The 23,123-nt window shown below is 39.8% G+C and carries 27 protein-coding genes; 2 read left to right on the top strand and 25 right to left on the bottom strand.

The window, feature by feature from the left end; genetic code table 11:
- Positions 1 to 49: 49 nt before the first annotated feature.
- From ACFSGI_RS13925 to ACFSGI_RS13945, 5 genes are all read right to left on the bottom strand, one after another.
- A complete protein-coding gene (locus tag ACFSGI_RS13925) occupies positions 50 to 337 on the bottom strand; it encodes a barstar family protein (protein ID WP_204824706.1) in 288 nt (95 codons plus the stop codon).
- A gap of 96 nt (positions 338 to 433) precedes the next feature.
- Positions 434 to 874, bottom strand: coding sequence for a ribonuclease (locus ACFSGI_RS13930; protein WP_204824707.1), 441 nt, complete (start codon positions 872 to 874; stop codon positions 434 to 436).
- Positions 875 to 1,245: 371 nt separating this feature from the next.
- On the bottom strand, positions 1,246 to 1,566 hold the full coding sequence (locus ACFSGI_RS13935; RefSeq protein ID WP_204824708.1) for a cupin domain-containing protein: 321 nt from the start codon (positions 1,564 to 1,566) through the stop codon (positions 1,246 to 1,248).
- Positions 1,567 to 1,640: 74 nt separating this feature from the next.
- Positions 1,641 to 2,843 (bottom strand): MFS transporter, encoded by a 1,203-nt coding sequence (locus ACFSGI_RS13940; RefSeq protein ID WP_204824709.1) that lies wholly within the window; start codon positions 2,841 to 2,843, stop codon positions 1,641 to 1,643.
- Positions 2,844 to 3,137: 294 nt separating this feature from the next.
- Entirely contained in the window at positions 3,138 to 4,253 is a 1,116-nt protein-coding gene (locus ACFSGI_RS13945) for a glycerol dehydrogenase (RefSeq protein WP_204824710.1), read from the bottom strand.
- Between the two features lie 401 nt (positions 4,254 to 4,654).
- On the opposite strand from ACFSGI_RS13945, the gene ACFSGI_RS13950 reads away from it, so the two are divergent.
- The gene (locus ACFSGI_RS13950) at positions 4,655 to 5,152 is read left to right on the top strand and encodes a YhjD family protein (protein ID WP_204824711.1); all 498 of its coding nucleotides are present in this window, start codon (positions 4,655 to 4,657) and stop codon (positions 5,150 to 5,152) included.
- A 305-nt stretch (positions 5,153 to 5,457) separates the two neighbouring features.
- Here the strand turns inward: ACFSGI_RS13950 and ACFSGI_RS13955 are convergent, their stop codons facing one another.
- The 13 genes from ACFSGI_RS13955 to ACFSGI_RS14015 all read right to left on the bottom strand — a co-directional run bounded on the left by ACFSGI_RS13955 (position 5,458) and on the right by ACFSGI_RS14015 (position 18,012).
- Positions 5,458 to 5,712, bottom strand: coding sequence for a hypothetical protein (locus ACFSGI_RS13955; RefSeq protein ID WP_204824712.1), 255 nt, complete (start codon positions 5,710 to 5,712; stop codon positions 5,458 to 5,460).
- A 135-nt stretch (positions 5,713 to 5,847) separates the two neighbouring features.
- On the bottom strand, positions 5,848 to 6,177 hold the full coding sequence (locus tag ACFSGI_RS13960) for a hypothetical protein (protein WP_069327821.1): 330 nt from the start codon (positions 6,175 to 6,177) through the stop codon (positions 5,848 to 5,850).
- Positions 6,178 to 6,486: 309 nt separating this feature from the next.
- Positions 6,487 to 7,056: a xanthine phosphoribosyltransferase gene (locus ACFSGI_RS13965; RefSeq protein WP_204824713.1), complete on the bottom strand. Its 570-nt coding sequence runs from the start codon at positions 7,054 to 7,056 to the stop codon at positions 6,487 to 6,489.
- A gap of 80 nt (positions 7,057 to 7,136) precedes the next feature.
- On the bottom strand, positions 7,137 to 8,315 hold the full coding sequence (locus ACFSGI_RS13970) for a glycosyltransferase family 4 protein (RefSeq protein WP_204824714.1): 1,179 nt from the start codon (positions 8,313 to 8,315) through the stop codon (positions 7,137 to 7,139).
- Between the two features lie 102 nt (positions 8,316 to 8,417).
- Positions 8,418 to 9,230: a Cof-type HAD-IIB family hydrolase gene (locus ACFSGI_RS13975; RefSeq protein ID WP_204824715.1), complete on the bottom strand. Its 813-nt coding sequence runs from the start codon at positions 9,228 to 9,230 to the stop codon at positions 8,418 to 8,420.
- A 22-nt stretch (positions 9,231 to 9,252) separates the two neighbouring features.
- Positions 9,253 to 10,005 (bottom strand): pseudouridine synthase, encoded by a 753-nt coding sequence (locus ACFSGI_RS13980; RefSeq protein ID WP_204825031.1) that lies wholly within the window; start codon positions 10,003 to 10,005, stop codon positions 9,253 to 9,255.
- Positions 10,006 to 10,010: 5 nt separating this feature from the next.
- Positions 10,011 to 11,666 (bottom strand): RsmF rRNA methyltransferase first C-terminal domain-containing protein, encoded by a 1,656-nt coding sequence (locus tag ACFSGI_RS13985; RefSeq protein WP_204824716.1) that lies wholly within the window; start codon positions 11,664 to 11,666, stop codon positions 10,011 to 10,013.
- Between the two features lie 302 nt (positions 11,667 to 11,968).
- The gene (locus tag ACFSGI_RS13990; protein WP_204824717.1) at positions 11,969 to 12,448 is read right to left on the bottom strand and encodes a DUF309 domain-containing protein; all 480 of its coding nucleotides are present in this window, start codon (positions 12,446 to 12,448) and stop codon (positions 11,969 to 11,971) included.
- A complete protein-coding gene (yjbM, locus tag ACFSGI_RS13995; protein WP_204824718.1) occupies positions 12,432 to 13,256 on the bottom strand; it encodes a GTP diphosphokinase in 825 nt (274 codons plus the stop codon). The genes ACFSGI_RS13990 and yjbM overlap by 17 nt, the downstream gene beginning before the upstream one ends.
- A 52-nt stretch (positions 13,257 to 13,308) precedes the next feature.
- A complete protein-coding gene (locus tag ACFSGI_RS14000; protein ID WP_204824719.1) occupies positions 13,309 to 14,403 on the bottom strand; it encodes a quinone-dependent dihydroorotate dehydrogenase in 1,095 nt (364 codons plus the stop codon).
- A gap of 214 nt (positions 14,404 to 14,617) precedes the next feature.
- Positions 14,618 to 16,030 (bottom strand): L,D-transpeptidase, encoded by a 1,413-nt coding sequence (locus tag ACFSGI_RS14005; RefSeq protein ID WP_204824720.1) that lies wholly within the window; start codon positions 16,028 to 16,030, stop codon positions 14,618 to 14,620.
- A 238-nt stretch (positions 16,031 to 16,268) separates the two neighbouring features.
- A complete protein-coding gene (locus tag ACFSGI_RS14010; RefSeq protein ID WP_204824721.1) occupies positions 16,269 to 16,511 on the bottom strand; it encodes a ferredoxin in 243 nt (80 codons plus the stop codon).
- 211 nt (positions 16,512 to 16,722) lie between these two features.
- The gene (locus ACFSGI_RS14015; protein WP_379283466.1) at positions 16,723 to 18,012 is read right to left on the bottom strand and encodes a DNA polymerase IV; all 1,290 of its coding nucleotides are present in this window, start codon (positions 18,010 to 18,012) and stop codon (positions 16,723 to 16,725) included.
- Positions 18,013 to 18,154: 142 nt separating this feature from the next.
- Here ACFSGI_RS14015 and ACFSGI_RS14020 point away from each other — a divergent pair, with 142 nt between their 5' ends.
- Positions 18,155 to 18,319 carry a hypothetical protein gene (locus ACFSGI_RS14020; protein WP_379283468.1) on the top strand — a complete coding sequence of 55 codons (165 nt, stop codon included), beginning with the start codon at positions 18,155 to 18,157 and terminating at the stop codon, positions 18,317 to 18,319.
- A 157-nt stretch (positions 18,320 to 18,476) separates the two neighbouring features.
- Here the strand turns inward: ACFSGI_RS14020 and ACFSGI_RS14025 are convergent, their stop codons facing one another.
- The 7 genes from ACFSGI_RS14025 to ACFSGI_RS14055 all read right to left on the bottom strand — a co-directional run bounded on the left by ACFSGI_RS14025 (position 18,477) and on the right by ACFSGI_RS14055 (position 23,118).
- Positions 18,477 to 18,983: a DUF6756 family protein gene (locus tag ACFSGI_RS14025; protein ID WP_204824723.1), complete on the bottom strand. Its 507-nt coding sequence runs from the start codon at positions 18,981 to 18,983 to the stop codon at positions 18,477 to 18,479.
- 14 nt (positions 18,984 to 18,997) lie between these two features.
- Entirely contained in the window at positions 18,998 to 19,444 is a 447-nt protein-coding gene (locus tag ACFSGI_RS14030; RefSeq protein WP_204824724.1) for a DUF6386 family protein, read from the bottom strand.
- Positions 19,445 to 19,535: 91 nt separating this feature from the next.
- Positions 19,536 to 19,883 (bottom strand): hypothetical protein, encoded by a 348-nt coding sequence (locus ACFSGI_RS14035; protein WP_204824725.1) that lies wholly within the window; start codon positions 19,881 to 19,883, stop codon positions 19,536 to 19,538.
- Positions 19,884 to 19,894: 11 nt separating this feature from the next.
- On the bottom strand, positions 19,895 to 20,272 hold the full coding sequence (locus ACFSGI_RS14040; RefSeq protein WP_204824726.1) for a hypothetical protein: 378 nt from the start codon (positions 20,270 to 20,272) through the stop codon (positions 19,895 to 19,897).
- Between the two features lie 42 nt (positions 20,273 to 20,314).
- Positions 20,315 to 20,692: a hypothetical protein gene (locus ACFSGI_RS14045; RefSeq protein ID WP_204824727.1), complete on the bottom strand. Its 378-nt coding sequence runs from the start codon at positions 20,690 to 20,692 to the stop codon at positions 20,315 to 20,317.
- 38 nt (positions 20,693 to 20,730) lie between these two features.
- Positions 20,731 to 22,377: a HEAT repeat domain-containing protein gene (locus ACFSGI_RS14050; protein ID WP_204824728.1), complete on the bottom strand. Its 1,647-nt coding sequence runs from the start codon at positions 22,375 to 22,377 to the stop codon at positions 20,731 to 20,733.
- Positions 22,378 to 22,410: 33 nt separating this feature from the next.
- Complete coding sequence (locus tag ACFSGI_RS14055) at positions 22,411 to 23,118, bottom strand: metallophosphoesterase family protein (RefSeq protein ID WP_204824729.1); 708 nt, start codon at positions 23,116 to 23,118, stop codon at positions 22,411 to 22,413.
- Positions 23,119 to 23,123: the final 5 nt, after the last annotated feature.

Below are 23,123 nucleotides of genomic sequence, written 5' to 3' on the forward strand. Positions count from 1 at the left end.
TCTTGGTGATGTATGAAATCTCTATATTGCCTATCCTAATCTTCTATATTCACTCTTCCACTTGATCCCTTACCCATATCCGAAAGCCATTACCTTCCGCTTGAGCTTCTTCTAATACACTTAACACCTGATCGGCTTTGTCGCCTAGACGTTGACGGCTTACATCATAGTTCAGCCATTCCATCTGTAGTGGCAATTCGATCATGCCTGTTAAGCAATCCCAGAGCGCATCAAGATTTTTTCCGTAAAATTCAGGCAATTCTAGCTTCTGTTGTAGTGTCTCGTGTAATTCTGCGATGGTATGAAAGTCCTCGCCATTGATCGTTACCATTTTCATTGTTCAATCATCCTTTACATCTTAAAGTGCTATTCACAGCGATATGCCAGAAGCAATGATCTGCTCTGGCATACGCGTATGAACAACGTTCATCTTTTACATTTTTGTAAATGAAGCATAGTGATCTGTTGTTTTGTACACTAGACCATCGTTAGAGTACAAGATACGATCGGAGTTACGGAAGCCAGAAGTGTAATTGATATCTGCTTCACGCCATGTGCGTCCACTTGCTGTTGGAAGTAATCCTTCACGGTTACTGAATACATCTCCACCAATACTTTTACCTGGAGCTACATCTGCCAAGTTTCCTTTAGAAGACACCCATCCAAGCGCTGATGCTTGAGATTTGGTAATAAAGTTACAAGGCAATGTTTTGTTGGCTTTGATGTAATTCGATACACCTGTAAATGTGTTGATAATCGTACACGTTGCTGCTGAAGCTTTTTCTGGCTGTGCAACAGGTGTAACTTGTGAGCCGGTAAAGAAGACAACCGTTAACATCAATGCAAGTAGTGCTGTGGACAAAAATCTTTTCATTTTCCTGCCTCCTATGTAGCTTGTATTGGATGAACGTTGTTAACTTATAACGTCCTACGCACATTATAGGTAACAAGAGTTCTCTTTACCATTTATATCACACAAGTTTGTTTCAAATTTTAAATTCAATCGCTTTATTTGTAAATTTTTCTAAATATAACGTAAAATGAGAGTAAAAACGACACATGATGTACCATATACTAGCTATATACCTAGCAGAATAATGAATATAAACACTCTTTTTAATTTTACCATATTAATCCATAGAAATCAGAAATTCTATCATATGTTCTAGGTATGCTTATCAAGTCACTACAGATATAAAAATAGCTACCTCTTCACGTAATGTAAAGAGATAGCTTGATCTGCGTTTACAATTTTAATAAATCTTCACGAATCGGAGTAAATACATCTAGCAGAGCAGAATCATCTTCTAGAGCTACCACTCCATGACTAGCGTTAGGCGGAATATTAATCGACTGTCCTTGAGTAAGTGTGGTCTGCTGATTATCGATCGTAAATGTAAATGAACCACGCAAACAATAACTCATCTGCTGGTGAGGATGTTGATGCTGGGATCCTTCTGCTCCTTTGGCAAAATGAACTTCCATCATCATTAATCCACTATTGGCATTAAGAATACAACGTTTCACCCCTGGTTCTGCATCTTCCCATACCCCTAGATTACTCATGTCTGTCCTGCCTCCTTATTGATGTTGAATAGTTTTTTTATGATTTGATTTATTCTAAAATCATCTGGACTGCTTTATATCTTGATTGCTGCATCTGCATCGGTACGTTTCCATTTGCGATAATTGCCCATAATGATCGATAACAGAATTAAGAAGGCTACCGCATAACTTGCAATCAACATCAAAGATACTTGAATCGGTGCACGATCCATCGTATAGCCAATCAACACAGGGAACACCGCATTACCAAAGCCTGCAAATCCTGTGATCAGACTCGTAACCGTGCGCGCCATACCAGGTAGTGTATGATTTGCATAGACCATCGTAATAGAATAGACACCCGACATCGTGAATCCTAGCAATGGCACTAATAAGTATCCTGCCCATTCTTGACGGAATACAAGGAATGCTAACAGAATCAACAGACTAAGCGACATACTGATTAATAGAAAACGACTGTAATTCACGCGGCGAATAATCCAACCGGTAGCAAGTCGTCCAACGACCATCGCTCCCCAGAATGCACCTATACTGATCGAAGCATAATATTCTGAACTGCCGAAATACGTAATAAAGATAGAAGATAAGAAATTATTCAGACTACCTTCTATTCCACAATACACAAAAATCATCAACAAAAATATGCTTAATAATACTATTTTATGTCTTCCTGTTACCGTAGCAGAAGGTGCAACTTCTACGGCATCTACCGCTTGATTAGATGTAGACTCTTCTTCTCGAGAATATTGAATTCGCATCCATACAATCCCCATCACAAGCGAGATCAATCCTGTGACTGCAAATACCCATTGCCAGTGCCCTAGTGCAATAAAACCGCTTGCAAAAACAGGCATACCTAACGCCCCAAGACCGAACGACACTTCCAAATAACTCATTGTTACTGCTCTACGACTTACAAATCGCTCCATCACTAGAGCCGCAACAACCACTTCAATCGCAGAGACACTGAGACTGTTAAAAAAGTTCAATACAGTAATCCATGAGTACTGCGGTAAAGTGAGCATTATCCCCTGCGTTACCGCGATAATAAGTGCCGAACTTGCCAGTGTTACCTTTTCACCGAATCGATGCATCATATAAGCAGACAGTGGAACTCCGATCAGGAATCCGATCGAACCAATAAATACCAGTGTCCCACCTTCTGTATAGCTTAGATTATAATGCCCGAGTAACTGCGGCATAATTGCTCCAATAGTTGTCACGACTAATCCTGCTAGAAAATACATTAGATATGAAGCAAACGCAAATTTTTTCATCTTCCCAACCTTCCTTGCACTTACGCAACCATCTTTATTTACTCGATAAAAAAATAGATCGCTATCTCTACATTCTTATATCCTATCTTTTCTACCCTATCAGAAAATGTCGAATAATGAAAGTAAAAAAGCCTGCTTTCACCAAATCAATGGCAAAAGCAGGCTTTTATTTGTTATACAAATATTCTTATCAGGATACGCTGACTTCTATATTATACAATTTCTACAGTACACGATTATAAAGACACTATAATAGGCATCACTAGAAGCAGTATATAGTAGATACAATTTTATTTATTTTTTTAATTTGGCTTTGAATGCTTTGGAATATTGATCCGCAGCGATAATCGCATCTTTGACATCGTCCGCAGTTACAGGGAACGGAAGATTATGAGCCGTCTCATCTGCTTTGGTCGCGGCTTCTGCTACACGATAAAGATCTTCGTCACTTGCATCTTGTAAATGTAGATCTTCCAATGTCACTGGCAATTCCAGACTAATATAGAAAGCGATATAACGCTCAATTTCTTCAATAGATCGTTTCTCCAATGCTAGTTGCGACAATGTACCAAAAGCCACTTTTTCACCATGTGTCATATGATGAATCTCTCCGTCTAGTACAGTGAATCCGTTATGGATCGCATGTGCGGCTGCTAGACCACCACTTTCGAATCCTAATCCACTCAATAGAGTATTCGCTTCAACAACCGATTCAAGCGCAGGAGTTACTACTTTACGTTTGACCGATTCATAAGCAAGGACACCATAGTCGAATAATACTTCTTCACATTTACGTGCAATCGCTTCAGCAGCAATCGTCGTTAGACCGCCTGCCATTGTTGTAGCGCGTGCTTCAATCACTGCTCTAGCTTCTACCCATGTTGCCAGTGCATCTGCTATACCTGAAGACAAGAAGCGTGGTGGTGCGCCTGCAATCGTTTTGGTATCCACTAGAATCAAGTCGGGATTTTTGTTGTAAAATTTATAACTTTCAAAAACACCTTCATCCGAATAAATCACTGAAAGCGCACTGGTTGGTGCATCTGTAGACGCTGTTGTTGGGATAATAACACTATAACCGCCTAATTGATCGCTAACTGCTTTGGCTGTATCGAGCGTTTTACCACCACCTACACCAACAACGATTGTAGCTTGACCTTCTTTACCCAATCCAGCTAGACGATTGATCTCATTGGTTGAAGCTTCACCATTGAACACAGCTTTGGTATATTGCACACCTGCTTTGTCCAAGCTTTCTAATACTCGATTACCTGCTATATCCCAGACAATATCATCAGCGATCACCAATGCTTTGCCATCACTAATTCCTTTGACATATTCTCCTGCTTTGTCGGTAACATCTCTACCCTGTACGTATTTTCCCGGGCTGATAAATATGCGTTCTGTCATGAAGATCTTCCCCTTCCAATTCATAAAATAGTTGGTCGAATCGATCCTATTACTCCGCTATGTACCTGAATGTATACTTCCCTATATTAAAAATCTTGCTCATTATTCATCTTGATGATGAGGAATCGGTAATCGCGGATCAATAGTCTCTTCTTCTAATTTCACCAAAACTGACCTTTATGAACACTAAGAAGATTAGCTTTCTCCTTTTCAGTTAAAAGATGGAATGAATTATAGAATCCATATAAGTAACGTCAAATAAATAATGTAAAAACAATAAAGTTCTGCTAACAGCGAATCATATTTTATTTTGTTCGCCTTTTTTACGAACAAAGTATTGCATCTTTACAAGTTATACCATATAATAAGAACATAAGTTCTTATACTAGGTGGTGATATGAATGGCTGTATTTTTATCTGAAGAAGAGCGATCTCTGGTAAAAAGCTATCTGCTGCTTGTTTATATTCAAAAGAAATTTGATCGTGATGCGAAGTCGTTAGAGGAAAGTAACCAACTACCGTCGGCTGAATTATATATGGAAGTGATTCGTAGCGGAATTGACCGCGCTAATCTATTGTTGTCAGAAGTTCGTCGTGATCTACGTAACCATAATTTACGGTTATATGAGATTAATCAATCTACTACTCATATTGAAGCTCAGATTCTTTGCAGTGGTCATCATGGTGTATTTCAACTAGGAATAACTGAATTTCATCAAGAAGCGAACGAGCGGATGCGTGCTTATCTGGGATTGTCTCCTGTTCCCGCTGTTCATACACCTTCGTCCCATGAAGATCAAGGTTCTCCACATCCTGCAACAGTATCTACCAATACCAAGTTACGTGAACCTTCACGTTATTCTGGTTATCGTCCTTATCGTACAGGTACTCTTGGTTAATTACAGTTGTTCTAGGGGTTAACAGATATATGACCTAGATTCAATCAACGCTATTGTTAGTGAAACCACACATTTCGCTATACTATATTCTCATTCAACTCCTTGAATGGCTTTTATATACTAAAAGCATCTATGATCTGTCTTGTATTCAGACGATCAATAGATGCTTTTTTTTATGCTTGGTATAGGTATCTAGTATTTCCATATCGAAAATGATCAAGATTGTTGTAGATGGTCATGATTATATCATGACCTAATTATTTGGCTTTAGAATGATGCTGTATGATATTTGCAAATACAATAATTTATGATTCAGCCGTTGGATTAGTAGCGTTATCATCCATTTCATCTAACGGGCTACGACGCTCTTCTTTGGAAGGCTGGTAGATATAACTACGACTTAATTTGACAACGTTACGATTCGGGCGACGAATCAATACCTGTTCATCATCCCATGCTACTACAATACCGCGAATATCATTTTCTCGAATATCATCACGAACGACGCGTACTTTCTCACCGGATACACGATACGCATCTAATTCATCATCTGTAATCATAATGTCACCCTCTTTTCTATTGTATTTATTTGTACAAAAAAAGACCTAAATGAAATCCCATTTAGGTCTGATAATTTGTTGAAATGTCTGTAGATTCTAGTTGACTGTAACGACAAAGGATTTTCCTAAAGCGGATTAACGCTGTGCAGGTTCTTTGGTATCATTTTTCTCGAACCAAAAATCAAGCACTTTAGCTGACATCACACGTTGTTCTACATATTCTACTTGATGAGCTGAAAATTCTTGCTCCCAAGCGAAATCTAGGTCTTTACACAATCCTACAATGGTCAATAGTTCTGACCAGGCAACATAGCGTTTATACCAAAAGAACTGAGGATGTTCAATCATATAGGGATACAGGTCATCAAATTCAGTGTGCTTACAATCTAACGCACGCTCGAAGTGAATTTTTGCATCGGCTAGTTTTTTGATGAAGAACTCTTCAGTAATCGGTTCTTTCCCCATTGGTCTGCCTCCCCTCGATAACATATCTTTATTATAAGACAAATATACCCCATTTGGAAAGAGATTGCTCATATTTTCAACAAAAGGTTAAAGATATTTGTAAATGTAGTGACAGATGTGTCGATCATTTATCTGTTGATAACTATGAGTTGCGTCTGTACAACCAAACAAGAATATGGGTTATATTGTAACATATCGGAATCTTCTTTACCGAATATAAGACTTTGTTGCAACAAATTTGATTCAACTAGAAACTTATTTGGCAATTGTCTATCTACATCATAACTACGTGTATGATATCGCTTTGGATCACCCGAATGTAATCTGTCCATCTTGAAGTGAAGTGATTTTGACCAGTGAATCCAGACGAATATTCTGATCGCGAATCGCTTGTGCGCCACTTTGGAAACATTTCTCGATCACAATCCCTACACCAACCAGTGTTGCACCGGATCGTTCAATAATACGAATCATTCCACGAGCTGCATCTCCATTAGCGATAATATCATCGATAAATAAAATACGATCGTGCTCGGTTACAAATTGACGGGAAAGCATAATATCAGTCACAATCCCTTTTGTAAATGAAGGTACGCGCTCGATTAAAGAATCAGGATCAGCTAGCAATGTTTTTTTGCGACGTGCAAAAACAAGTGGTACACCTAATTCAAAAGCAGTCGTAAAAGCAACCGGAATCCCTGAGGACTCTACAGTGACGACTTTGGTCACTCCTTCTGTCCGGTACAGATCAGCAAATTCTTTACCCATACGCATAATCAATTGCGGATCGACTTGATGATTCAATAGTGCATCTAATTTCAGCACATCGTTAGACATAACCGATCCTTCTGCCAAAATACGTTCTTTTAATTCTTCCATATTCTCCGACCCCCATCACCGGTATTCTTGTGTTGCCTTACTATCATCATATCATGTATTTAGTACTACGATTGGCTTTTCTATTCCAACTCAGTCGGTAATATAGATACATTGGATACCGATTCTACTGAATTTTCAGGTTGAAATTCAAGGTATAACTTTTTGAGTTCATTTACAATATGGCTTAATGAATATTGTGTTTTGGCTTTTTCCCAGCCTGTGCGTGCTAATTCGTACCGATACGAAGGATCATTGATCACTTTTTCAAGCGCATCTGCAAGCAAAACTTCGTTTTCCGGTGGAACAAGTAATCCATTGACACCATCTTCAATCTGCTCGGCGATTCCACCAACATTTGTACCTACCAGTGCTAACCAACAAAGTGCGGCTTCGGCAAATACAGAACCGAATGCTTCTGCACGCGAAGGCAGAACAAAAATATCAAAGAAAGGCATAAATTCTTCTGGATGTAATGTATACCCGTAAAAAATCGTTTCTTCGTAAATGCCTAACTTTTTCGCCAAATCTTCAAGATCGGTACGACTCGGGCCATCTCCGATAATATGCAGTACATACGCTTGTCCACGCTGTTTGAGAAGCGCACAAGCTTCCAGCAGTGTATCTAGCCCTTTGGCAGGCACAAGGCGACATACAGTGATCAGTTGAGCCACTTCATTTTCATGAGCGATCGGCTTGAATCGTTTCTCGTCAAATCCATTCGGTAGTACTCTCACTTGTTCAGGACGATCTAAAAAAGGTGTTAAGTATTGACGGAATGAATGAGACACCGTCATCAAAATATCTGCTTTATGTTCGAGTTCTCGGTACAACGATGTCAAAAACTGATCTTCCAATCCACCGCGTTCGATTTTGCCATTCAAAATCAATTCACGTTCATAACTGGAGTGAATCGTCTGTACTAATGGTGTCTCTGGAAATACTTCTTTCATCACCATACCGACCAGTGGATGATGAGAATGAATAAGATCATACGGTTTATTCAATCTCATTTTTGCCCACCAACGATAATCTTTATACGTCTGAATATACTTTTGCACGATAGGACTTGCACTATACATCGTCCAGTCAAACGTTTCAAAAACAACGTCTTCTTTTCCTTTATTGCGAATCCGTTTGGGCAGAGAAAATAATTCCATCTCCCAGCGTGCAGAACTGAACCGTTCCTGCAAATAAGGGATCATGGACGATACGCCCCCTGGCTGTTCAGGAGGAAAAAACAAAGCTTGCAACAATCTCAAAATTGTTCCTCCTTCCTGTATGCTCATAATTATTGATTGTACCATGTATTGAAGTCAACCAACACAACAAAACCGCTCAAAGTATCGAGCGGTTTGGCAAATTTAAGCAGATATCAGTCCATGCTTGACCAGAACGTGATGAATTCCATCTTCATTGTTAGATAACGTGACTTCATCTGCGGCGGCTTGGACTTCAGCAGGAGAATTATTCATAGCGATTCCTAGTCCAGCATAGGTAATCATTGATAGATCATTGAAATAGTTACCGATCGCTATCACTTCGGAAGAAGCAATCCCTTTACTTTCAGCCAGTGCTTGAAGTGAAGCTCCTTTGGAAGATTGAGGATGCATCAGATCAATAAAAAATTCGCCACTGCGTAACATATTGAACTCTGGATTCCATGTACTCCATTCTGCATACGCTTGATCTAATTGTTCAATCGAAGCAAAAGCACTTAGCTTGAGCACCGGTTCTGTAAATTCACTCCATGGTGGCAACACTTGGGGTGTCATCAGAAAGTTATCATACATTTTACCAGCATCTGCTTGTAATTTATCTATCGAATCTACGTATAATCCAAATGCTGTATTGATATCAAAATGAATATCATGTTGCTGACAGTACTGAATATAAGGATCAAGCCCTTGCGCGGCTAACGGAAATTGATGCACAATCTCTCGTGTACCTGCATGAACAGTGGCTGCTCCATTATGGACAATAACATAGCCGTCTTCATGTAATCCTAGCTGTTCCATATATGGAATCGAGTTAATTGGTGTTCTTCCTGTGCAAAAGACGATCTCCACGCCTTGAGCGGCTACTTGCTTGATCGATGCTGCGGTCTGCGGTGAAATCTCATGTTGATCATTTAAAAGAGTTCCATCCATATCGAGTGCAATTAAACGGTATGTCATTGTTCACCTGTCCTCATATTTATTATTCTGTTCCTCGCCCAATCTGAACCAGTTCTTCAGCAGTAAGTTCGCGATACTCACCAGTTGGTAGAGCCGGGTCTAGTTGCAAAGCACCCATAGAAACGCGCTTGAGAAATGTTACTTTTTTGCCTATCGATTCAAACATCCGTTTCACTTGGTGGAATTTGCCTTCCGATATGGTGAGGCGGATCTGGGACATGGTTCCTTCTGGACTTGGCGTATGATTAAGAATTTGTAATTCAGCAGGCAACGTCACATAACCATCTTCAAGCGTAACACCTTTGCTAAATTGAACGATATCGTCTTCAGTCACTTCTCCCAATACATCAGCTTCGTATGTTTTGGGAACGTGTTTGCGTGGAGATAGCAGTTCATGGGCTAATCGACCATCGTTGGTGATCAGTAGCAATCCTTCGGTGTCTTTATCCAAGCGACCGACAGGGAATGGTTCAAATACCTGATATTCGATATCCAATAGATCAACCACCGTAGAGTCATGACGATCTTCAGTAGCTGAGATGACCCCTTGCGGTTTGTTCATCAATAGATAAATATATTCGCGATAATTCACTTGTTCTCCGTCAAATTCTAGCTTTTCTTGATAAGGATCGATCTGTAATCCGCTGTCTTTAATCACTTCATCATTGACTTTAATACGTCCTTGCTTGGCGGCACGTTTGAGTTCACTTCTTGTACCGTAACCTAGATTTCCTAATATTTTGTCTACGCGCTGTTTTTTGACTGTTTTTTTCATAAATTTTATGTCCATCTCCATCCTGCTGGATATTCATTTTTGAGCATACCGTCTAGCCATTTTCCCCATCCGACCGAATAACCGTCTATACATACCAGTACATATCCTTTAGGCAAAGTGTCTGTAGACCGCTCTACTCGCTCTGCATCTATCGTTAACGTTTCTCCTTTTAAATAAGAAATGGCTTCGGCTGAGTCGGATTGTAGCTGAATACAGCGCTTGGCTTCTACAGGATGTAATGCGGTAGCAAGCGCATGCGAAGGCGTAAAACGTCCATTCTTGATTGTCCCTACAAACCAACCTGGTCGTACCACTTTGAGACCTTTGAGTTGTTGCTCTGTAATGGGAGACTGATAGATACGTCCACCGAAATGAATCCAGTTCTGTGACCATTCCAACTGTAATTCACGTGCTGTAAATTCTTCGATCACTTCAATCATCGATAACGATTCATGTTGATCGGCAGATGGAAACTTACTATCTGAACGACGTTCTTTGCCTTTTTTACCTGAACGACGGTCACTTTTCCAATCTTGTTGATCTTTAGCAGATTGACGCTTATCTGTACGTTTGGGCTTTTCGGTGTACGTTTTGGAAAGTGTCGATTGTTGGGTCACTTGTATAAAAGGATGCTGTTCAATCGTCTCTGCTTCTCCCTGATGATCCAGTACGCAGATATAATGACCTTCTCCTTCGATCCGATGAGGCCACAATCTAGCACTTTTTGCTGTCTGTTCTAGTGAAGCTGTCGAGATCGATTGGTATTGGGTATCACGATCTGCATCCAAAGCTGTTCCGCTTAATACTGAAGTCCCTGCTTGTAATTCTTGTTCTACTTGATGTGCCCAATCGCTATGACCACTTGCAAAATGTTCTGCTTGTCGCGGTGTAGTCACTTCAAATTCAGCATGTTGATCTAGAAATACAGCGATACTACGCTCATTTTCTTCGGGAGCAAATGTACAGGTAGAGTAGACGATACGTCCCCCTGGAGCCAACATTGTAGCGACAATATTCAGAATATCTTGTTGCATAATCGCACAACGTTCGACTGAATGATTTGCCCACTGGCGTGCCATATCTTCGTCTTTACGGAACATGCCTTCACCAGAACAAGGAGCATCTACTAATATTTTATTGAAAAATCCGGGGAATTGAGTAGCAATATGCTCTGGCGTTTCATTCAAAACGACTGCGTTTCGTACACCATACAATTCCATATTTTTAGCAAGTGCTTTGGTACGATCTGCACTGATATCATTGGTAACCAATATTCCTTGCCCGCGTAGAGCCGCTGCAATCTGTGTAGACTTGCCTCCCGGAGCCGCACATAGATCAAGTACTCGATCACCCGGCTGTACCTCTAGCGCTTCTACAGGAGCCATAGCACTCGGTTCTTGAATATAATAAAGTCCTGCATGGTAATACGGATGTTTGCCCGGGCGTGTTCCTTCTTCCACATAATATCCGGTAGGACACCATGGGATCGAACGCAACGCAAATGGCGTTATATGTTGAAAATCCTGATCTGAAATTTTGAGTGTATTGATGCGTATACCTGCATGGGGAGATTCTTGATAACTGTCTAGAAAAGACTGGAATTCGTCACCGAGCAAATCTTGCATCCGCTGCACAAATAGCGGCGGGAGTTGCAAAGCCATAATTGGTCGTTCTCCTTTAAGTGGGGTTGATAATAGATATGCTTATTTGGGTCGATGTAGACAAACATCATTTTATTTTACCATAATTTAAAGCTATTCATACCAAAAAGCTTGCCATAACGGCAAGCTTTTTGTGTACTTGATTATATTGCCAAGCGCTAAAGGTAAGATATTTTGCTTTGCAAAAATCATTGTTTCATTGAACTTGGTCGCACTTTTACTGCCAAGTGCTAGATGTAAGATATTTTGCTTTGCAAAAATCATTTTTCATTGAACTTGAGTCGCGCTTATACTGCCAAGCGCTAGAGTTCTTTTGATTTGGGGCCTCGTTCGTAGCCTAGACGCATCGGTAGATTCGGTTGAATCGTTTGGTACGCTTGGTCTACTTCGTTTTGCAATAATGGGTCAGTGATTTCGATATTAAGATCATAGAAGTCAAATGGTTGTTCTTGATAATGTTCTAGTTGCTCGATATACTGTTGCACATCTGCCATTAGCTTCTCCATATTGATCCCTAGCGCGTGATGTTGATAAGGCAGTAACTTACGATAACTGCTCTTCATCATTTTGACAGCACCATCGATTTTGTTATACATATGATTCACTGTTCCATTGCGGAAATGAAATAGTGCAACAGCAATTTGTAGCAATCCCTGATATACCGGTTCTCGTTGCTTTTCCAGCCATAACTCTTCCAGCACTTCATGACATTCAAAGTAATCGCGATCCCGATTAAAGTACACCAGGTAAGCTACATACAATGGTTCAAAATTGGCTTTCATCTTCTTCTCCACTTACTTTAACAGACTCTGCTCGAAGCATAGCTTTGATATCGCTGGATAATTCTTTGAGTCCTTCAAAATCATGTTCTTGCCATAGTTCATCAAATCGCTTGCGGAAGTCTATTGCTTCTACAATCAGATGGAAGAAATACAGCTTATGAATATCTGTCAGAATCCGATGGACGATACTGGAATCATCTTCAAAACTCTTCTGCGCTGATAAAATATCTTCGCGAATACTAGACATTTCGTTATCGAGCACCATCGCTGCTTCCGCAGCCGTTTTGAGTCGGCTTCGAATATCATCGGGTAGACTATTATGATATTTATAATTCAAAGAGTGTTCAATCGTTGCCCAGAAATTCATCGCAAGTGTACGAATCTGAATTTCAGCAAGCACCATTTTTTGCCCGAAAGCGGTCTGCACCGGATATTCAGCAATCATATGGAAGCTACGGTATCCACTATCTTTGAAATTAGTAATATAATCTTTTTCGTATAACACTGTTAAATCTTTACGAGAACGAACATACTGGGCAACCCAACGAATATCTTCTACAAATTGGCACATGATACGGATGCCAGCGATATCCTCGATTCCAGTTTCAAGCTGATCCATCGGTACATCCAGACGTTTGGCTTTATCTAGAATACTCGATATCTTTTTGACACGACCGGTTACAAATTCAATCGGTGCATACTCCTGACGTTTTTTCAGTTCTGCACGCATCGTTTTGAACTTGACCTTTAATTCTTCAACCGCTTGCTCATAGGGAAGCAAGAATAATCCCCAGTCTCTTCCGTCCATCTTCATGCCTCCTCAGTCTATGACCTCTTCCTTGAGTCGAGGGTATATTGGATTAATGATGATCTGCTCCCACTGCCTGGGAAATGTGCGTGAATCCGTCACGTAGCATACGCTCCCGGATATCCATATGTATCTTCCGGGTCACTTCCGGTCCTTCATAGATAAATGAAGTATAGATTTCGACCAGACTTGAACCTGCTCTGATTTTCTCATAAGCATCCTGTCCCGAAAAAATTCCTCCGCAACCTATAATAGGCAGTTTGCCTTCTGTTTGACGATATACTTGAGATATAATCTCTGTCGATCGCTTTGTTAGTGGTCTTCCACTTAATCCACCGGCTTCACTTGCATGCTGATGGGTTAATCCATCGCGGGATAATGTAGTATTGGTAGCGATCAATCCGGCTACCCCACTTGCAGCGATCGTATCGACCATATGTTCAAGTTCATTATCGTTGACATCCGGTGCAATTTTGACCAGTACAGATTTGGAAGTGCCATTTTGCTTCGCCTGGCGCTTCATTTCACCCATTACCAATCGAAGCAAATCTTTCAATTCATCACCATGTTGCAAGTTGCGCAGATCAGGTGTGTTAGGTGAACTGATATTCACTACAAAAAAATCAGCGTATTGATACAACGTACGAATACAAGTTTCATAATCGCTAGCTGCATCCGCATTTGCAGTGACTTTATTTTTACCGATATTGACTGCTATTGGAATAGGTCTAGAAGATAACGAACGTAATCTTCCCGCCATTGCTGCTGCCCCTTCATTATTGAAGCCCATTCGGTTCACCAGCGCTTCATCTGAAGGCAAACGAAACAAACGTGGCAATTCATTACCGGACTGTGCTTTGGGTGTTACTGTTCCGACTTCCATGAATCCAAAGCCTGACGCAGACAATCCTGGAACTGCCTGAGCATTTTTGTCTAGTCCTGCTGCAAGACCTACAGGGCTAGGAAATGAAAGTCCAAACAATTCAGTCGTCATATCAGGTGTACTTGTCACTCCATACATCGACCTCATCGCAGCTAATGTGCCTGGTATACGCACCCCCGCGCCCAGACCTCCAATAACCATGTGATGTGCTTTTTCCGGATCCATCCGAAATAACATAGGTTTGAAAACATTGCGATAAAGCAAGTTACATTCACTCCGTTCCTGGCATTTGCAAAAAGCCTTTATGCATGATTTTGCAGGGATTATTATCTATTAACCTGTAAAATCATTCTCTATACCAGTTTATCCTTTTCGGGGACAAAAGAAAAGCGCTCTTCTCATTTGAAAAGAGCGTCCACTGTGTACATAAACTCAAACGGTATATAATGAATCAATCCAGTGGCTACAAGGAACGATCCTAATTTAACCAGTGATAATGACGAGAAGGATCTGTCTGATCTTGTGTACGGTTTGTCTGGAAACGCACAGAGGGTACAGAAGTGTCTCCCGGCAATACATTACTGGCGATGGTTACTTTGGTTCCTAACGGAATCATATCAAATAATTCTTCTACATCGGCTTGATCCATCCGCACACATCCTAACGATTCATCTTGCCCCACACTATCAGGATCGTTGGTACCATGAATAGCATAATTAGTATCGGATAACTGCATACCCCGACTACCAAATTCTCCATTAGATTTGCCATTTGGATTCATCACTTTGATCGATACTTGAAAAGTACCTTCAGGCGTTTTACTTCCACCAAGCCCTACTTCATAATTGCGTAAAATAATCGATCCGCTAACTATCGCTAAACGATGCTTTTGTTTATCAACAATCACTTCCAGCGGTTTTGTAAAATAAGGATGATTCCCAAGTGTCGATGAAAAGACTTCGTCTCCGATCGTATTGCCACTATCGTCAGTACTTTGGCTACCACTGCTTTGTAGCTTCTTCAAAGCTGTAAACGTTTGATTCATCGTATCCGAATTACCGGCTAACCAATTCCCTGGAAAAGGAGATTCCAATTGACTCATCTGCTCTGGAAGATTTCCTTTTGCCGTTATATAATTGATCATCGCGGTCTTCATCACAATCAATTGTTCTTGTTGCTGTACCCAAGCCGCAGATTCAGTGGGATAATGATCCAACTCTCCGGGTTTACACTGGCATGCTTTGGGATCATACGATTGAAGATCGATCTGTCCGGGTTGATCGGTGGCTGCCATCGTATAAAGAACAGGCATATTCGGTGTCCACAATAACCAATCATCTTGCTTGTCCATACCCAGCACTGCGGCAACTTGTGGTGCTGTTTTTAACATTTGTTGCCGCATATATTTAGAGACGGCTGATAATGAAGCATTGGTATTATTGAGCGAAGCTTCTGCTGTAAAACTAAGCGGGGCCGAGTATCCTTTGAATACATCTTTTTTAGGAATAGACGATGCTACTTTGGTTGGTGGCTTGGTCATATGTTGAGACGATCGATCTGCAATCGTCTGATCTGTGGCATGAGGAGCTTCTACAGAACGTAACATCATCAAAAATAGCAATAAGATAGCAAATATACTGTATCGCCAACGACGAATTTTACGATCTCTTTTTTCAGCCATTTCCATAAGCTTGGCTTCGTAATCTTTTAAAATATCTGCCGGTACTTTACTATGTTCAAAAGCTTCATATACATCTCCAGCGCGATTATAACAATAATTAGCTTTGCCCATTTGTCCATCTGATTCATATTCTTTGCCAAGCAAATACCAGCCCATTCTGTTGTTGGGGTGCATTTTTACATAACGCTTTAGATACAGTAGATTTTTCATTGATTACCTCCAGCATGGACACTACGCTCCAATATTCTATATTGTCTCTATAGTATGTATAGTTTAGGGATAGCTATTTTTATATTTAAAATATAATGTATTACTATGTATATCGGTTAATCTGTGTATTTCTTCAAGTTACTGCAAAATGGGATTATAAAAGGCGTTGAGAGACAATTTGTGTCTCTCAACGCCTTTTATCGGACCATGTACTGCTTATACAGTACAATTGTATAACTTATTCAGATTGAGCGAAAGGCTCATCAGCAATTTTAATTGAGTCTGTAGGGCAACCATCACAAGCATCTTGCAAATCATCAAACATATCGTCTGGAATTGCCATAATACCGCGGTTAGCGTCACCTTCATAAATTACTTCAGCCAAACCTTCATCATCATAATCGTAAATGTCTGGAGCTGTTGCTCCACAAGCACCACAAGCGATACATGTATCTTTGTCAACCCAACTATATTTCCCCATCTTTATATATGCCTCCTATCGTTACTTACCAGTTGTCTTTTTGAGAACCGACACCAGTGTACATATACTCACAATATAATATAAAAGATTGATTATTTCAAATGAATAACCAACAATTACCAGTACACAAATTGTAACACACCTGTGCGACTAATCCAATATTCACTAAAATTTAAACTATATTGTTAGAAAGTGAATCAATTATTATTGATTATTCTTCCATACCAGGCAAGATCATACCGTCTTTTTGCAATGAAGTCCCTCTAATTTTGTGATTGCGAATCAGCACCGATGGATCATTGCCTAACATACCTGCTGTTAATATCGCACTTTCGCCAAATTTATCACGCAACTTATCCATGACTTCATTTAACTGTTCTTTCACCGGTTGACGATTATAATCAAACAAATCCATTTGCAGGGCTGCTTCTTCTTTGGGCTGCAAATTCTGAAGAGCTACTCCTAATAATCGTACAGGTGCACGATCACCCCAATGACGATCATATAATGTACAAGCTTCACGATACACTTCATCGGCAGTTTCTGTAGGAACAGCTAGTGATTTGGAACGAGTGATCGTTTTCATATCCGGTGTACGAATCGTAATCTGAATCGTCTGAGCTATTAATTTCTGACGACGCAATCGGCGACATACTTGATCGCTTAAATTCAGCATCACTCTTCTAATATCATCGCGATCTTGAATATCAGCAGGTAAGGTTGTAGTATGCCCGATCGATTTACTGACTTCACGATCAATTTCTACAGGTGAATGATCTATACCATTTGCCGCTTGTTTTAGCCAGCTTCCCATCACACCAAATCTAGCTGTTAATCTAGCTTCATCTGCCACCGCAAGCTGTCCTATCGTACGAATACCCATATCTACTAATTTGGCAGATGTTTTCCCGCCGATTCCGAATAATTGTCCGCATGGCTTATCCCATAATAACTTGGGCATATCTCGTATACGCAAAATCGAAATACCTTTAGGCTTTTTCATATCAGAAGCCATTTTTGCCAGTAATTTATTAGGAGCAATCCCTATCGAACAAGGTAAATGTAACTCTTCCCAGATTCGTTGTTGTAACTGTTCAGCAATCTGAGGAGGCGTGCCAAATTGACTTGAACCTGTAATATCCAAGTAGCATTCATCAATGGACGTTGCTTGCAACATCGGTGTGTAACTATACGCAATATTCATGAATGCCATTGAGTACTGTTTGTATAAATAAAAGTCAGGCGAAATTAAGATTAAATTCGGGCATTTCTGCAATGCTTCTCGAACCAACATTCCTGTTTTTACGCCACGCTTTCTAGCTTCATATGAAGAAGTAACGACTATTCCTTTGCGCAGTTCGACACTACCTGCAACGGCTGTTGGCTTGCCTTGATATTTTTCTGGTTCTTCCGCTGTATGAACAGAACAATAAAAAGCATTCATATCCACATGCAGAATGACTCTTCCTTTGGCAGGGTAGTAATTGGCATGTTGCCTCAAGCTGATCATCCTCCTTGCCTGTGCAGACTTTACCCTATTTATTGTGCTCTACTATCCGAATCATCTACAACAGATATCGTATGATTTTATTATATCGTATCTGTTTCATTTAGCCTACGATATCACGCAAAAATAAGTACAAATGTTCGGAGTTATTGAAATAGATATTGGATATGGAGAGTTATGTGGATCATTTCAAAACTTTATTCTACTTGGAGATCATGCTAATTCGTGGTTAACACAATATTACAATTGGCGGAGTTGGTTCGATGAGATATTAGATGCTGAAGTTGTAACATACTGTTAATACAGATCACTGGAATTATCAGACGACCTGTCGTTATGTTGCTCACCGCGATAGACTTGATCTTCTTGGATACAGAGCACTGATAACCTGACAAATCGCAAAGCGATTGTCTTTTATTGGAATAACCAAAATATCGCCTGCTTTATATTTTACTTTTTTAAACATCAGCTAGCTCTTTTTTACGCTTCTGAATACGTCCACTTATTGGTTCACCTGTGCCGATGATGATTTCATGATGAGTCTCACATAATAACCATTGTAGCTTTTTGGAGACGATATAATATTCAGTCATTCCTGTTTGTTCAATTATCCATTGAATCGCATCTACATAAGCTTCATACACCCAATATTGTTTACCACTATAAAAGCGTTCAGGAGCGAGAAACCAGACTTGTTCGGTGCGATCAATCAGTTTAGCAATCTCTTGGTACCCTTCTGCCCCTACCTGATAACTTACATACGGTTCTTGCAAATGATTATATCCTCGCATTAATGCAGATTCGCTTCCTGCATGTGAAGACATGATAAACGTTTGTGTGATTGTTGAAAGTATAGATGACCACTGCATTTTACCTACTTCGTGAAAGCGAGGGGCTGGAATACGATAGTGTTGTACAAGGTGTTCTATTTCATCCCTTGTACTAGCATAATGTTGACCAGACATATATACTGACCTCCTTATCCAATACGAATCAAATCTTCAAACTGATTTTTAGCGATTGCCTGTTCAGTTCGTAACAAAGCAAATTCAATATTTTGCTGTATTATTGCTATTTTCAAATGATATACGCCCGGCTCAACCGTTATATACTGTCCACTGTCCCCATCTTCTGGTTCTAGCTCGCCCCCTGTCACATTTTCCGCTGCTCCTGCATAGATTTGACCCGAAGGAACATTGATCCATAATTGAACTACGGGTTGCTCGATCTCTTCTACCTGTTCCATCGTGTATAATCCATCTGCACCTACGTTTAGAAAAGCGATATTTCCTAAATTCACTTCTAATAATTCATCTTCAGGAATAGACCACCAATCTGCTGTATCTTCCAATCGATGCTTCAGTGCTTGAAGATCATAGATACATAATGTTGCTGTATCTGTAATGACTTGAATTTGGTTAGACATCGGATCGCTCCTCCCTTGGTTATACTCATTTCATCATGTGCACATCTGATCCTGATTACAATCTCATCTCTTCCAATACTCTTGTGATCATTTACAATTCAATCCACTGATCTTCGGTAGAAATAATCTGTTGAATCGTATCGATTATTCGCCGTACAGGTGCGTCATGTCGATGAAACAAACAATAAATATACACTTCGCCTTCAGCTATGGATTCGATTGCTAGATCAGCCTGCTCCACTTGAATCTGTGCCATATGCGGCCACTCTGTATGAGAAGGATCTGTGATAACCAATCCATCTTCTACTTGCTCTATTACCATGTCACCCAGATCTAACGTCGTAAAAGCCTGTCTTAACTGCTCCATTAACTGCTTGGCTTGCTGTTCTTTACTTCTGCTATCATCTGCTATACATTGAATACCGTATTCCCAACCCACTATAACTCACCTCATAAATTTCCGAAAATAATAATCTCATCTGCCCATTCTAATTGAATCTCTAACCATGTAACTAATGAGCGGATAAAAGCTTTGAGCTCACGATCTTTGGTCTGATAAGCTTTCATTTCTGCTAATATATTTGTCCAGAGTGCTTTGGCTATCGGATTAAAACCGGATGTATCGAAGTAACCGTACCGATCATTGGTTACTGGATCAACAATAGGATAATGCTTTTTCAAATAAGGAATCAAATAATCAAAATCACCGGCATAAATAAAAACAGAATCTGCTTGAATCTGATCCCACTTTTCGCCATAACGTGCAGGCAATAATTCATATCCCAGTAGTCCATCAGCTTTACTATGCTTATACGTAATCGTTCTCATTTGTTCATCCTCATTTCGTATTGAATGACATCTGTTCACAATTTATGTTTGATTGGAAAGTAGAAATGGATACATATACGACTTCATGATTTCTTTGGCTTGTTCTGGAGATGGTGGCTGTACATACGGCTGTTCTTGTTCCAGCCGTTTTACTTTTTGTGCAACAAATGCTTCGTTCACCGGTAACGATTTGTTGTAGAAAGAAGCTTCACTCTCAGCCATATCACTTGCTTTCATCATTTTATATAGTAAACTATTCAGCGAATCGCTACCTGCATACAATAGTGAATCTGTTTCTTCGCAAGAGAATTTCAGATACAACATCGCTTTTTGAAACGCAATAATCTCGGCTTGATTCACTTCTATCGCTCGTAAAGATCCATCTCGATGATCATTTTGTTCTTTTAGAAATTTATTCATGTGGTAGTCCCCCACTTTTACTGACCGTTTGCCAGAGATTACTTGCTATCAAATTGAATAATCCATTCTAGTGTACGACGCTTTTGTTGGTCTAACACATTCGTACTTTGATCTATATAACCTAAAAGTTGTTGTTTCATTTCTGTTGAAAGTTCCACTCGAAATTGAGAATTAGCTTTGGTGATCCAACTGTCTAGCAACTGCTTCACCATATTCTGTACTATGATATGTTCTGTTTGGAATAGTATTCGTAACAAACTATCGAGACTCTGCCAGAAGTCGAAATTAAAAAGAATACGAAGCGTATTTTGCGTAATATAAGACAATGGACGATGTAGCACAATTTGGATCAATCGCTCTCGATCTAGCATATATGTGTATTGGATAAGAGTATGCTTAGCGATTTTGGATACACTTGGTTGTGGATCTTCTAACGCTTGAGAGAACACATCGATATAAGCGGTAGGCTGTAATTTACTCAAAGCAATCAACACAGCTTTACGTACTTTAATCTGTGTGTGATCTTTATATTCAGCAATGACCTCAGCATCTTCTGCGCTTCCCGTTTCTCCCAACCCAGCTATCGCTATAGCCAGAGATGATTCGTCTCCATTCCATATCTGATCCAAATAATATTCAACATAAGATATCGGTTTGATTTTGGATAAATGACGACGTGCTGTCTCGCGGATCGTCAGATTATGACTCAGCAGACCAGCAATTAATGCAGTCTCTGCTTGCATAGGAAAATGATAACTTAGTATATCCAGTGCCAGACGACGTAATGCCGGGAAATGATCCGCTAACATCATATACACGATATCTAACCATTGATCGGATATCTTCTCTGATGAACACTGATCTAATTCAATCATTCGATCAATTTGACGAGCAGCCCACAAACGAATCGCTAATGCTTGGTCTTGTAAAGCAGAAGTTAATAAAAAATATTGATCTGCCGCTTCTGTTTGCAACATCATGCTATAGCAAAACTTACGAATATAGACATCAGGCGAGTGCAAATGATGTGTCACAGCGAGTTGGGCTTCAGGCTGAGCAATAAGCTGTTGAATCTGAGTATTTAACAATTCGTGATGTTCTTTACCACGTCCTACTAATCGCTGAACTAACCAGATCGATTGAATAAAGTATTCGATATTGCGGATATGTATTTTTTGTTTCAGTGCACGATAAGCTTTGAAGCGAATAGGAGATACCCAATCATTCAACCGAATCAGTAACCATGGGATTTCCGATCCATTTTGAAATTGACTTAATCGTCGTACAGCGACTTCCCGCACATATCCATCCCAATGAAAGCTAGCCATAATAATCTGAATAGGATGAATATCGTTAGACCAATGCAATACTGTTTCTGGTTGAAGTTCAATCCATGCTTTGCCACGCTGTTGATAATGAAAAGGGAGTATTTCACGACAACGTTCATTTAACCAGATCAGTTCACTTACAGGGCATTGTAGTAACAGATCACTAATTGCATTTTCAGCAGCCCTTACAATCTCAGGTGATTGTGAGAATAAAAAAGATTTGAGATAAGGAATAGCAGCAAACTCGCCACTTTCTTTTATATGAACAAAAATTTCTACCGATTCTTGCTCATACAATTGATCTAACAAATACTCTACACCAATAGATATACGCCTACTCTTTTTGATGCCACTCATATGTTCACCTTCCTATTTCTATGAGTTCTACTTTTAAGTATGATGTTCAGAAATCATCAAAAGGTCGTGATACAACAATCTCTGACGATCCGGTAATTGTACGTCTTGATGAAAATGACCAAAATACCATTGACCATAATCTAGTCGATTGTGGATCATTTGAAAGTACTTATGCATTTCATCAACAATCACTTCTGTTGAATACTGTTGTTGTATCCAAGTTAGACTTTGAGCGGTACATGTATGAGTGATTACGATATCTATTTTCCATTGATACTTTTCCAGATTGGATAGTCCGAATTGGTATTCTTCTTCATTAGGCATTTCACGAGCCCACCATGACTTTCCTTCACGTCGAAATGCTTTGTCATGTGAAGCAGCCCCTCCGAATGTAAAAAAGGTTAATCCTTCTATCTCATATACCTGTCCACGCATTAAATGTAATACACTGTTATTGATTCGATGTACTAATCCGCCTTGCCATAATTCGGTAGGATATTGTTCTAACAGATCAAAATTTTCATGATTCCCATCAATAAACACCGTTGTAAACGACTTAGTCCGATCTAACCATTTCAACCAGTATTGATCTTCTTTGTCTCCATTCCATACCAATCCAAAATCACCTGCTACGATTACAATATCTTGTTTATTCAACTTTTTTTGCTCCGGGAAATTCCGAGTATTAAAACGTGTATTCACACTATGAGTACCATGAATATCGCCGGTTATATAGATCATCGTAG

This window comes from Paenibacillus nicotianae, from assembly GCF_042681745.1.
Lineage (GTDB): Bacteria > Bacillota > Bacilli > Paenibacillales > Paenibacillaceae > Saccharibacillus > Saccharibacillus nicotianae.